Annotated in this window: 10 protein-coding genes; 6 read left to right on the forward strand and 4 right to left on the reverse strand. The window is 57.1% G+C overall.

Going from position 1 to position 12,843, the window contains the following annotated elements; all coding sequences use genetic code 11:
• Window positions 1-4: 4 nt before the first annotated feature.
• Window positions 5-292 carry a VF530 family protein gene (locus tag I6L58_RS01480; protein ID WP_088209113.1) on the reverse strand — a complete coding sequence of 96 codons (288 nt, stop codon included), beginning with the start codon at window positions 290-292 and terminating at the stop codon, window positions 5-7.
• Between the two features lie 124 nt (window positions 293-416).
• Window positions 417-1,898 (reverse strand): UbiD family decarboxylase, encoded by a 1,482-nt coding sequence (locus I6L58_RS01485; protein ID WP_088209112.1) that lies wholly within the window; start codon window positions 1,896-1,898, stop codon window positions 417-419.
• A gap of 117 nt (window positions 1,899-2,015) precedes the next feature.
• On the opposite strand from I6L58_RS01485, the gene I6L58_RS01490 reads away from it, so the two are divergent.
• Window positions 2,016-2,900 carry a LysR substrate-binding domain-containing protein gene (locus I6L58_RS01490; protein WP_006175323.1) on the forward strand — a complete coding sequence of 295 codons (885 nt, stop codon included), beginning with the start codon at window positions 2,016-2,018 and terminating at the stop codon, window positions 2,898-2,900.
• Here I6L58_RS01490 and I6L58_RS01495 read toward each other — a convergent pair whose 3' ends face one another.
• A complete protein-coding gene (locus I6L58_RS01495; RefSeq protein WP_042319827.1) occupies window positions 2,901-3,785 on the reverse strand; it encodes an SDR family oxidoreductase in 885 nt (294 codons plus the stop codon).
• 211 nt (window positions 3,786-3,996) lie between these two features.
• Here I6L58_RS01495 and treZ point away from each other — a divergent pair, with 211 nt between their 5' ends.
• From treZ to glgX, 3 genes are read left to right on the forward strand one after another with little or no spacing between them, the layout of a single operon-like run.
• Window positions 3,997-5,784 carry a malto-oligosyltrehalose trehalohydrolase gene (gene treZ, locus I6L58_RS01500; protein WP_088209111.1) on the forward strand — a complete coding sequence of 596 codons (1,788 nt, stop codon included), beginning with the start codon at window positions 3,997-3,999 and terminating at the stop codon, window positions 5,782-5,784.
• The gene (gene treY, locus I6L58_RS01505; protein WP_088209110.1) at window positions 5,781-8,249 is read left to right on the forward strand and encodes a malto-oligosyltrehalose synthase; all 2,469 of its coding nucleotides are present in this window, start codon (window positions 5,781-5,783) and stop codon (window positions 8,247-8,249) included. The genes treZ and treY overlap by 4 nt, the downstream gene beginning before the upstream one ends.
• Before the next feature lie 16 nt (window positions 8,250-8,265).
• On the forward strand, window positions 8,266-10,341 hold the full coding sequence (gene glgX, locus I6L58_RS01510; RefSeq protein ID WP_088209109.1) for a glycogen debranching protein GlgX: 2,076 nt from the start codon (window positions 8,266-8,268) through the stop codon (window positions 10,339-10,341).
• A 1-nt stretch (window position 10,342) separates the two neighbouring features.
• Here the strand turns inward: glgX and I6L58_RS01515 are convergent, their stop codons facing one another.
• Window positions 10,343-10,891 carry a winged helix DNA-binding protein gene (locus tag I6L58_RS01515; protein WP_006175310.1) on the reverse strand — a complete coding sequence of 183 codons (549 nt, stop codon included), beginning with the start codon at window positions 10,889-10,891 and terminating at the stop codon, window positions 10,343-10,345.
• A gap of 244 nt (window positions 10,892-11,135) precedes the next feature.
• Here I6L58_RS01515 and I6L58_RS01520 point away from each other — a divergent pair, with 244 nt between their 5' ends.
• Window positions 11,136-11,858 (forward strand): DUF969 domain-containing protein, encoded by a 723-nt coding sequence (locus I6L58_RS01520; RefSeq protein ID WP_088209108.1) that lies wholly within the window; start codon window positions 11,136-11,138, stop codon window positions 11,856-11,858.
• Window positions 11,855-12,841: a DUF979 domain-containing protein gene (locus I6L58_RS01525; RefSeq protein WP_006175307.1), complete on the forward strand. Its 987-nt coding sequence runs from the start codon at window positions 11,855-11,857 to the stop codon at window positions 12,839-12,841. Before I6L58_RS01520 ends, I6L58_RS01525 begins: the two co-directional genes overlap by 4 nt.
• Window positions 12,842-12,843 lie beyond the last annotated feature (2 nt).

Consider the following 12,843-nt stretch of genomic DNA (forward strand, 5'->3'; position numbering starts at 1 on the left):
TGTATTAGCTCTTCGTGATCCGGCTGTTGGCCCAGGGATTAAAGGCTGGCTCAGGCTGTGGTTCAACGTCATCGTCATTGAGTGAGTCCAGATACAGCGCTTCCACTTCGGCGCGCGCCCACGGGGTACGCCTCAGGAATTTTAAGCTCGATTTTATGCTGGGATCTTTTCTGAAACAGTTAATTTTGATTCGATTGCCTAATTCGTTCCAGCCGTAGCGCGCAACCAGCGCGGTTACCTGCATTTCCAGGGTTACGCCGTGGAGAGGGTCTTTCGAAACGTGTGCAGTCATAGCGCGTCCGGATGTCTTAAAAAGTGTGGGGGAAAGCAACGAAGAGAAGGGTACAAGAAAGGCGGGAAAGCAGCAATTTTCGCGTGCGTTTCTTCACCCCATCCGGGGTGAAGAAAGAGGGCTGTCAGGATTTAAACAGATCGGGCGCCCATGGGCGCGGATCAACCTCCATAAACGGTGCACGCTCGAACCGGGATTTCAGCGCCCAGGGGACCGTGCAGTCAAATATCGTCTTGCAGGTAATGCCGTTGCCACGGATCGAGGTGCTGTAGTCGGGGGTCTGAGACGGATCCAGCTGGTGTCCGCGAATGCCGGGCAGATGAGTGATGCTGACGTCGCCCTGCATCCGGGTCGTCATGGCCCACAGAATGTCATCGCTGTCGAAAATATCCACGTCCTCATCCACGAGAATAATATTTTTAAGCTCAGAGTAGGTGGCTAACGCGATCAGCGCCGCCTGACCCTGACGCCCCTCGTCCGAGGGCTGACGTTTTTTCACCTGTAAAATACCGAGGAATTTCCCGCCGCCCGCGGTGTGCGCATAGACGTTTTGCAGAAAGCCCGGAATGGCCTCTTCCACGGCGTTACGGATGCTGGCTTCGGTAGGCAGACCGGCAAGCGTGGTATGTTCTTCCCCGGGGCCGACCAGCGTTTGCAGGATGGCCTGATGGCGCATGGTCACTGCTTTAACCTTGATGACCGGCAGGGAGGGATTCGCTTCACCGCAGTAGCCGGGGAATTCCGGCATCGCATGGCCGGTATGGGTATGCTGATCTTCCCTGACGCGCACGCCCGGCAACAGTTCGCCTTCAATGATGATCTCGGCGCGAGCAATGGCTTTTGCATTAACGGACACGCCCTGGACCAGCTCAACCGGATGTTGGCGTAACGCGCCCGCCACGCCCAGTTCGTTATAGCCAAACGGCGTGGTCGGTGCCTCAAAGCACGCGCCAATATAGATAGCCGGATCCAGCCCCATATTGATGGTGACCGGCAACGGCTTACCGGCCGCTTCGGCTTTCTGACGAAAGACCTCAATGTGTCGCCCGGCGGCAAGGAACATCGAAAGCTCATCGCGCTCCTGCACGCAAAGACGGTGAATGGTCACGTCGGTCAGCGAAGCGTCTTCCGGATCGCTTGCCAGCACCAGCCCAAGGCAGAAAAACGGACCGGCATCAATCGGCGTGTTGGTGGGCGCAGGCAGCAGCTTGCGGAGATCGAAATCAGGATCGTCAGCGTAAAATACCTGCTCCTGACACGGTGCCTGGGCTGCCGGGACGACGACCGGGGCAATCGGTTTTTTTACCGCCTGGCCTACGTGTTTCGCCAGTTCGGAGGGTTCACACCCTAACAGCAGCGCCGCTCTTTCCCGGCTGGCATGCATCCCCACCAGAATGCGGGAATCCGGGTAGCCCTTGATGCTGTTGAACATCATTGCCGGGCCAATGCGCGTAGGGCGTTTTACCGTGCCGCCTGCGCCAATGTGGCGATAGATGCCCGCCAGTTCGGCGTTGGGGTCAACCGGATGGTCGGTTTCAATATATTGCCCCTCGTGGCGTTGCAGTAATGCGATGGCGCTTCTGAGATCGTTGACTGGCTTTTCCATACTGTCCTCCCTTGAGTGAATGCCTCCATTGTCAGGGGATTAATAATCTCTATCAATTGCATCATTACTGCTATTTTGATATGAAATTCATTATCGATTGGTTTGCGGGGTGGCTTTATGCAATTTCGTTTGATGCGTCATTTCATTACGGTGGCTGAAGAGCTGCACATGCACCGGGCCGCAGAACGCCTGAACATGGCGCAACCGGCGCTCAGCCAGCAGATTAAGTCCCTTGAGACGCAACTGGGCGTCACGCTCTTTAGCCGGGCTAACCGGCGGCTGACGCTTACGCCCGCCGGGGAGGCCTTTCTGACCAAAGCTAGGCTGGCCATCGCCATGACAGAACAGGCCATTCTGGATGCCAGGCAAACCGCCAGAGGCGAGCAGGGCATACTGAACCTGGGGTGCGTCTCCAGCGCGATGTTCGAGGCGAAACTGCCTGCCGTGCTTCGTCATTTTCATGCGCGGTGGCCTAACGTCACGCTTTCCATGACGACCGGAAATGTGCAGAACCTTTATGCCTCAATTCAGCGTAACGATCTGGACGTGGCGATTGTCCGCGCGCCGCTGCCCGCGCTTCCTGACGATTTGCAGAGCATTCATTTTGCCGGGGAAAAAAGCATTCTGGCGTTGTACAGCGAACATCCGCTGGCAACGTCCGCTGCGCTGACGCTGGCATCGCTTAAAGGGGAGAAATGGATTGCCCTGCGCGATCCGCAGGGCATGGGGCTGGAGCAGTATTTCAATGATGTCTGTGCCGGAGCAGGGATCCAACCCAGCGTGGTTCAACAGGCGAGCGATGTGCCTACCGTGGTGAGCCTTGTGTCCGCGGGGTTTGGTATCGCCTTGCTTCCCGCATCAGCCAGGACGTTACGCGTTGAAAACGTGGTCTATATCGATATCCTCGATCGCATTAAAGAGAGCGAACTGACGCTGATTTGTCACCGTTTCATTCGCTCTGAAGTGCTGAAGAAATTCTTAACCACGCTTGCTCAGGCGTAATTACGCTACGCCCGTGCCGCCGTCCGAACACCAGACCTGGCCAGAGGCATAGGAGCAGGTATCCGAGGCAAAAAGGACATACAGCGGGGCGATTTCAACAGGCTGGCCCGGTCTCCCCAGCGGCGTGTCTTTGCCGAAAGACTGAACCTTAGACTGAGGCTGGCCGCCGCTCGACTGCAGGGGTGTCCAGTACGGACCCGGCGCCACGGCGTTTACCCGAATACCGCGCGGCCCAAGCTGCTTAGCGAGAGACTTAGTAAACGCCACGTTGCAGGCTTTGGTCTGGGCATAATCCACCAGAATCTCACTCGGTTTGAAGGCCTGAACGGAAGAGGTATTGATGATAACCGCCCCCTCTTTTAGATGACGCAGCGCGGCTTTGGTGATCCAGAACGGCGCGTAAACGTTAGTCTTGAACGTCGCGTCAAAATCGGCGGTGGTGAGATCTTCAATCGATTCACAGTACTGCTGACGGCCTGCGTTATTGACCAGAATATCCAGCCCGCCCAGCTCCGCCACGGCCTTTTCAACCAGCGTATCGCAGAACGACTCAACGCGAATATCGCCCGGAATGGCGACGGCTTTACGACCCTCTGCCTGAATCAGGGCAATCACCGACGCTGCGTCGGACTCTTCCTCAGGAAGGTAGCCAATCGCGACGTCAGCACCTTCACGCGCATAGGCGATAGCCACCGCGCGCCCGATACCAGAGTCACCGCCGGTGATGAGGGCTTTTTTACCTTCCAGTTTGCCTGAACCGATATAGCTGGTTTCACCATGATCCGGAATAGGCTTCATTTCTGATGCCAGTCCGGGGGCCTGCTGTGGCTGTTCCACAAATGGCGGGCGAGGGTAATGCAAAGTGGGGTTAGTTCCTGTCGTCATATCGGCCTCCTTAGTGATGAATTTCAAGCGTAGCCGGAAATGCGACCTGGACGAGCAAAACGCGGAAAATCAGATAAATCTATATTCCCTCGCCAAAAAGCCTAAACCCCGCAGTTTGGGCGGTTAACGTACGCCCGCCGTAACACTCTTTCATTCCTGAACTAAGCTTGTACTTCGTTGGGCGTAAATTAGGGTCAATCGAGGACAATAAATGGAATTCAGGACATTTCACACACGCTGGGGCGCTGAGTTCATCTCCTCTGACGTCGTACGTTTTCGCGTCTGGGCTGAAGGACAACAGGATCTCACGCTGCGTCTTACGGAAACCGATATTCCCATGGTGGCGACAGGGCATGGCTGGTTCCAGGTCGACGTACCGGATGTGAAGCACGGGACAGAGTATCAGTTTGTTTTGCAGGACGGCATGGCCATTCCCGATCCCGCTTCGCGAGCCCAGAAAGGGGATGTTAACGGACCTTCCATTGTCATCGATTCGGGGCGTTATCCTCACGCTCACCCTGACTGGAAAGGACGCCCGTGGGAAGAGACGGTGATTTACGAACTTCATATCGGCACCTTTACCCCGCAGGGCACGTTCCTTGCGGCGATTGATAAACTGCCTTACCTGGTTGAACTGGGTGTTACGCAGCTTGAAGTGATGCCCGTCTCGCAGTTTGGCGGTGCGCGCGGCTGGGGATACGACGGCGTTTTACTGTATGCGCCGCACTCGGCCTACGGCACGCCGGAAGACTTCCACGCCTTTATCGATGCCGCGCACGGGCTGGGGTTGTCGGTAGTGCTGGATATCGTCCTTAACCACTTCGGCCCCGAAGGTAACTACCTGCCTTTGCTGTCGCACGCCTTTTTCGACCCGGAGCGCATGACGCCGTGGGGCAACGGTATTGCCTACCAGACCGAGGCGGTCAGGCGATACATTGTCGACGCGCCGCTTTACTGGCTGACTGAATATCATCTGGACGGTTTACGCTTTGATGCCATTGACCAGATCCACGACCCGTCTGAAACCCCTGTACTGGAAGAGATTGCCGACCGCATTCGGGAGGTGATTCCTGACCGGCATATTCATCTCACCACCGAAGACAGCCGCAACGTGATTTTTCTGCATCCCCGGGATGCGCAAGGCGAAACGCCACGCTTTACCGCCGAGTGGAACGATGATTTTCACAATGCCGCCCACGTTTTTGCGACCGGCGAAACGCATGCCTACTATCAGGACTTTGCGGATCGGCCTGAGGAAAAATTCGCCCGCGCGCTGGCGGAAGGGTTTGTCTACCAGGGCGAGGTATCTCTCCAGACCGGCGAACCGCGCGGCGTAGATTGCCGCAGCCAGCCGCCGCAGTTCTTCGTCGATTTTATTCAAAACCACGATCAAACCGGCAACCGCGCACAGGGAGAGCGGCTTATCACCCTGGCAGGGCCGGAAAAAACCCGCGTTCTGCTGGCCGCGCTGTTGCTTTCACCGCATATTCCGCTGCTGTTTATGGGCGAAGAGTTTGGCGAAACCCATCCGTTTTTGTTTTTCACCGACTTCAATGGCGACCTGGCGAAAGCCGTGCGGGAAGGGCGCGCCAAAGAGTTTTCTGGCCACTCGGGACATGATGAGACCGTCCCGGATCCGAACGATCTGAACACCTTTATTCGCTCAAAAATCAACTGGAATAACGTGGCGACGGATGAGGGCAAGACGTGGCTACGCTTTACGCGCCACCTGCTTACCCTGCGCCATGCTCATATCGTGCCGTTACTTCGCCAGGGCGGTACCGTTGAGGGCACCGTGGTGCAGACGGCTCCCGGCATGGTGGCGGTAAGCTGGCGCTTCCCGTCCGGGACGCTTTCTCTGGCGCTGAATATTGCAGAGACGTCCGCTGCATTGCCCGATCTTCCCGGCGAAACGCTGTTTGCCTGGCCTGAACCGGGCGACGCGTTGCCCCCGTACAGCGTCGTTGTCCGCTTTGCTGAAGGAGAAGCATCGTTATGATCCCTGCCGCCACGTACCGTATTCAGTTTCGCAATGGCATGACCTTCGATCGCGTTGTCGAACTGGTGCCCTATTTTAAAGACCTCGGCATTAGCCACCTGTACGCCTCACCGATATTTACGGCGACGTCCGGCTCGACGCACGGCTATGACGTGACCGATCCCAACGAGATCGATCCGGCCATTGGCGGACGAGAAGGCTTTGACCGCATGGCGGCCGCGCTGAAACAGGCGGGCATGGGGCTGATTCTTGATATCGTCCCCAACCACATGTCGACCTCGCTGGAAAACCTCTGGTGGCGAGACGTGATCGAACATGGCAGCCAGAGCCGCTATGCGCACTACTTTGATATCGACTGGTCGCGCCCGCTCACGCTGCCGTTCTTGGGCGACACCTTTGAGGCCGAACTGGAGAAGGGTGCCATCACCTTACAGCGTGACAGTGTCACCGATAAGGCGTCGCTGGTGTATTACGATGCGGTATATCCGCTTAACCCCGGCACCTTCTCTGAAGATAAGAGCATTGCAGAGCTGCACGAGGCGCAGAGCTGGCGACTGATGTCCTGGCGCGAGGCACCCAAACAGCTCTCATGGCGACGCTTCTTTGAGATAACGGGGCTGGTGGGTGTCAGGGTGGAAGATGACGCGGTGTTTGACGACACGCATCGTCTGATCCTTGAGCTGGTTCACGCCGGTATCGTTGATGGCCTGCGCATTGACCATATCGACGGTCTTGCAGACCCGCTGGGGTATCTCAACCGTCTGCGTGAGGCGACCGGGCCAGACTGCTACATCACGGTGGAGAAAATACTGGCGAAAGGTGAACAACTGCCCGCTGACTGGCCGGTATCGGGCACCACCGGGTACGAGTTTATCGCCTCGCTGGCGGAGGTGCTGGTGGATGACAACAGCCTTGAGCGGCTGGAGAAAATCCACGAAGAGACGCTGGGCACGACGGTTGATCGATACGCAGAATTGCGGGATGCCAAAGGTCTGATGACCGATCGCAATTTCGAAGGCGAATTCACCACGCTGCTTACCATCGCAACGGAGCTTGCACAGCACAATGGCGCGGAGATCCCGGTTGAGGAGATCCGCCATGCCCTGCGCGAGCTGCTGATCGCGTTTCCTGTCTACCGTACCTACGGCACCGCAGAGGGCTTAACGCCGAGCGATGTCGTGCTGCTTAATCGCGTGGTTGCCAGCGTTAACACTTCGGAACCTGCGCTGAGTCTGATTGTGCACATTCTTACCGGCGACCTCCCGGAGCGCGACCGCGATTCCGCCACGCTGTTCAGAACCCGTTTCCAGCAGCTGACCGGCCCGCTGATGGCGAAATCCGTCGAAGACACGCTGTTCTTCAGGAACAACCTGGAGCTTGCCCTGAACGAGGTGGGGGCCGATCCCACGCCTCGCACTTTCTCGATATCGCGTTTTCATCAGGAAATGCGCATCCGTCTGGCCCGTCAGCCCGATGCGCTGCTTGGCACCTCAACCCACGATACCAAGCGTGGGGAAGATACGCGGGCGCGTCTTTACACCCTGACGGAAGCGCCTGAGCAGTGGGGAGAAAACCTGGCGCGCTGGCGAAAGATGAACCAGACCCAGGTGCGTTTCCTCAATGACGGCACCGCGCCGAACGCCGCGGATACCTGGATGATCTATCAGGCGCTGGCGGGGGTGTGGCCCGCCACGCTCTCTCCGGATGACCACGACGGCCTTAAATCGCTCGAAACGCGCTTCCTGGGCTTTATCGAAAAAGCGCTGCGCGAGGCCAAACAGCGCACCGACTGGATCGACAGCAACGAGAGCTATGAGAACGTGGTGATGGATTACGTCCGGCATCTCCTCTCGCCGGATAACACTGTGTTCCTGCATGATTTCAGTGAAACCCTGCAGCCGTTTATTCGCGCTGGCCTGATGAACAGCCTGAGCCAGACGGCGATCAAACTGACCGCACCAGGCGTACCCGATATCTACCAGGGCAGCGAAGCGCTTAACTTCAGCCTTGTCGACCCGGACAACCGACGCGAGCCGGACTTCGCGACGCTGGTACAGGATCTCAGCACCCTGGATGCAAGCGTATTTGACCATGAGCAGTGCTGGCAAGATGGCCGCGTGAAGCAGTATGTCACCGCCACGCTGCTGCGCCTCAGACCGCACTATTCAGCGCTGTTCCGCTACGGCGACTGGCTGCCGCTCAAGGTGACCGGCGAGCGCGAAGAGAACCTGATTGCCTATGCCCGCGTTAAGGACGGCGAGGCGCTGATTGTTGCCGTGCCGCGTCTGGTCTTTAACGTCACCGCAAATGAAAAACTGTGGACCAACACGACGGTAGCCCTGCCAGCCGAGCTGGCCGGAAAGCGTTACCGGGATCTGTTTACCGGCGAAAGCCGCCTTCTGCAAGACACTCTGGATTTGACATCAGAAACAGGATGTTTAGTGGTACTGCTTACCTGCGAATAATCGTGGAGAAATAAAAATGCCTAAGGACAGTAAGTTTGAAATTCGGTCTGGTCATGGCCAGCAACTGGGCGCTAATTATGATGGCAGTGGGGTGAACTTCGCGCTCTTCTCCGCCCATGCGGAGCGGGTGGAACTGTGCCTGTTCGATCCTTCCGGTAAAACGGAAATCGCCCGGCTGGAGATGCCGGAGTATACCCACGAAGTCTGGCATGGCTATGTGCCCGACCTGCAGCCGGGTGCGCTTTATGGCTATCGCGTTTACGGGCCTTACGATCCGGAGAATGGCCATCGCTTTAATCCGCACAAGCTGCTTGTCGATCCTTATGCCCGCGAACTGGTCGGGGACATCGACTGGAACGACGCCCATTTTGGCTACGAACTGGGTCACGAAGAGAAAGACCTGAGCTTTGATACCCGTGACAGTGCTCCGTTTACGCCAAAATGTAAGGTCGTCGATCCTAATGCCTTTGACTGGCAGGATAACAACCGGCCAGACATTCCGTGGCCCAATACCGTGGTCTATGAGAGCCACGTTAAGGGCTTTACGCAGCTAAACCCGGCGATTCCGCCCGAGCTGCGCGGCACCTTTGAGGGAATGGGGCATAAAGCCTCGGTTGATTACATTAAAAGTCTGGGCATCACCTCGGTGGAGCTGCTGCCGGTTCACTGGTTCCCGGACGATCAGCACCTGCTTGACCGGGGTCTGAAGAACTTCTGGGGGTATAACACGCTGGGCTTTTTTGCCCCGGCGTCGCGTTATTACGGCCCGGCGGGGATTCAGGGATTCCGGGATATGGTGCGCGCGTACCACGACGCGGGCATCGAAGTGATCCTCGATGTGGTCTATAACCACACCGCAGAGGGCAATGAGCTGGGGCCAACGCTGTCGTTCAAAGGCATCGACAACTTCTGCTATTACCGCACGTTACCGGATCAGCATCGCTATTACATTAACGACACCGGCACCGGAAATACGGTAAATACATCACATCCACGCGTGCTGCAGATGGTGATGGATTCCCTGCGCTACTGGGCGGAATCAATGCATATTGACGGTTTCCGCTTTGACCTCGGCACCATTCTGGGGCGTGAACCGGAAGGGTTTGATCCGCGCGGCGGCTTTTTTGATGCGATGTCGCAGGACCCCGTGTTATCCCGGCTGAAACTGATTGGCGAACCCTGGGATATCGGCCCGGGCGGCTATCAGGTGGGAGGCTTCCCGCCCGGCTGGGGCGAGTGGAACGATAAGTATCGCGATACCGTACGCGAATACTGGAAGGGGGATAATGTCTCGACCGATTTTGCCGCGCGGCTGCTCGGCTCCGGTGACCTGTACGATCTGCGCGGGCGTCGCCCGTGGGCGAGCGTCAACTTCATCACCGCCCATGATGGCTTCACGCTAAACGATCTGGTTTCGTTTAACGAGAAACATAACGCCGATAACGGGGAAGAGAACAACGACGGCCATAACGATAACCGCTCCTGTAATTATGGCGAGGAAGGACCAACCGAAGATCCGAACATTATCGCTACCCGCGAGCGGCAGAAACGCAATTTCCTTACCACGCTGATGTTTTCTCACGGCACGCCGATGCTGCTGGCGGGCGATGAGTTCGGGCGCACCCAGAAAGGCAACAATAACGGCTACTGCCAGGACAGCGAGATCTCATGGATTGACTGGTACGGCATGTCTGAAAACGACGTTGCGCTGCGCGAATTTACTCAACGGTTGATCGCGCTTCGGGCGACGCAACCCCTGCTGCGCCGCGAGAGCTGGCGCGACGGGCTGGAGATCCGCTGGTTCAACGCCGGCGGCGGGCCGCAGCAGTCAGAGCAGTGGGACGAAGGGGCCACTCTGGGGGTGGCGATCAGCCGGCCCGACCTTCAGCAGGAGGAGGGCATCTGGCACGATATCCTGATGCTCTTTAATCCTTTCGAGGGCGTCGTGCCGTTCCAGATCCCGCAGTTTGGTACAGGGGGTTGGGTCCTGGAATTATCAACGGCTGAAGACGTGACCACCGGGGAAGTCTTTACCACGGCCGTTGATTATGAATTGCCGGGACGCAGTATCACCCTGTTCAGACGTCCCTGAGTCACAGTGATGCCGCCGCCCGGGCGGCGGTGTCATACAACGAGGAGATCGTGCGCAGCAGCTGCGCGGTCTCCCCGATAGACGCCCCCGCAATACCGCTTTCCGCCTGAATGTTGATCAGGCAGGCTTCCCGCACATCGCGATACTTCATGCACAGCGCCTTACCTTCTTCTGTCGTCGAAAAATAAAGCTCTTTGCCGGCTTTCTCACTGGTGACATAGCCCGCTTTGACCAGCTTCTTCAGGGCATAGGTCACGACATGGGTATCTTCCACGTTCAGCACGAAGCAGATATCGGCCAGCTTCTTTTTACGGTCACGGTGATTGACGTGATGCAGAAGCGACACGTCAAAGGCCCCCATATCCGGCTCTCCGGCTGCGGTCATGCAGCGCACCATCCATTTGTTAAACGCGTTGCTGGTCATGATCAGCGCATATTCCAGCTCCGAGAGCTCCGCGCAGCGCTCAGAAACCAGATGGCGGGATGACACGATACGGCCATCGGTAATGTCATCGCTGTTCGCGGAGGTCGCACTTTTTTTTGCGGTCATAACGATCCTTATGGGCGCGTATAATCCGCCCGGAAATGTAAACTCATCGATAAAATAAGAACATTTTATTGATAAATTGTTTACATGTTTTTGCGCTTCAGATATAGCTTTTTAGTCCAGGTTCTGTGGAGCCTGACGCAAAACACAACATCGCTCGCCGCAAAGCAGCCACTTCGCCCTGATGCGAAGTATTAAAAAAATCGCCGCCGGCGCGCAACGCTCACTTTGGATAGGGTAAACGTTTATGGACGGTTCTACACTGTTGCCGCTTATCGGGATACCGGTGGTGGTTATTGGTTTTGCACTGCGCTTCAACCCGCTGCTGGTTGTCGTGGTTGCAGGGCTGGCGACGGGATTGCTGGTCGACATGGATCTCGGCATGCTGCTGGAGACCTTCGGCGAGAAGTTCGTTAACAGCCGTTCGCTCGCCACCTTCATTCTGATCCTGCCTGTGATTGGTCTTCTGGAGTACTACGGGCTGAAAGAGCGGGCCCAGGCCTGGGTCGCAAAAATTGCCAGCGCGACCTCGGCGCGTATTCTGATGCTCTACTTTGTGGCGCGTGAAGGTACGGCTGCCCTGGGGCTGATGTCCCTTGGCGGTCATGCACAGACCGTGCGTCCGCTGCTGGCACCCATGGCGGAAGGGGCTGCGCTTAATGAATACGGCGAGCTCCCGCAGCATATTCGCGACAAAATCAAAGCCCATGCCGCCGCATGCGACAATATTGCCGTCTTCTTTGGTGAAGATATCTTTATTGCTTTCGGGGCGGTGCTGCTGATTGACGCGTTCCTGAAAGAGAACGGCATTGAAGGGATCGAGCCGCTTCACATCGGCCTGTGGGCCATTCCCACCGCCATTGCGGCGCTGATCATTCATATGACGCGTCTGCTGCGCCTGGATGCCAGCATCCGTCGCGACGTCATGGCCTGGCGAGCAGAGCAGGGTACGCAGGAGATCGCACCATGATGACGTTAATCACCATTAACCGCGTTTACTACCTGATTGGCTTTGTCGTTATGCTGCTGGTCATTATGACCCTGCGGGATCGTGCCAACCCTAAACGCTTTACCACGGCGCTGTTCTGGTTCCTGTTCGGCGGGATTTTCCTGTTTGGCGATCTGATGGTGCAGGAGCTGGGTAAATCCCTGGCGTACCGGATCATTGGCGGCGGCGTTATCGTTATCGCCCTGCTGGCCGGCTTTGGGCTGGTTGGCAAAGGGCACTATAAAATGTCGACCGATGAGGAACGCGTTGCCTCATCGAACCGGCTGAAAAACTGGCTGTTCCTGCCTGCGCTGATGATCCCCGTGGTGACGGTTATCGGGACGCTGTTCCTTAAAGGCGTGTCCATTGGCGGCGTTTATCTTCTCGATCAGAAACAGCTTACGCTGGCCGCGCTGTGCGTCGCGTGCGTTGCGGCGATCCTGACGGGCTGGTGGCTGACGAAGGGGACGCCGCTGCACGCTATCCGTCAGTCCCGTCGCCTGGTGGATACCATCGGCTGGGCGGTGATCCTGCCGCAAATGCTGGCCATGCTCGGTGGGGTGTTTGTGGTTGCGGATACCGGGGAGTCGGTACAGAAAGTTGTCAGCCTGTTTGTCGATCCGGATAACCGCTTCATGCTGGTGGTGATCTACTGCATCGGCATGGCGTTATTCACCATGATTATGGGTAACGCGTTTGCGGCCTTCCCGGTGCTGAGCGCCGGTATCGCCTTGCCTTTCCTGATTAACGTTCATCATGGCAACCCGGCACCGCTGCTGGCTATCGGGATGTACGCCGGTTACTGCGGCACCCTGATGACGCCGATGGCCGCGAACTTCAATATCGTTCCTGCCGCGCTGCTGGAGCTGAAGGACAAATATCAGGTCATTAAGATCCAGATCCCGACCGCGTTAACCCTGCTGGTGGTGAACGTGTTCTTAATGTATTTCCTCGTGTTTCGCTAAGG

Source organism: Enterobacter cancerogenus, assembly GCF_019047785.1.
GTDB classification, from domain to species: domain Bacteria; phylum Pseudomonadota; class Gammaproteobacteria; order Enterobacterales; family Enterobacteriaceae; genus Enterobacter; species Enterobacter cancerogenus.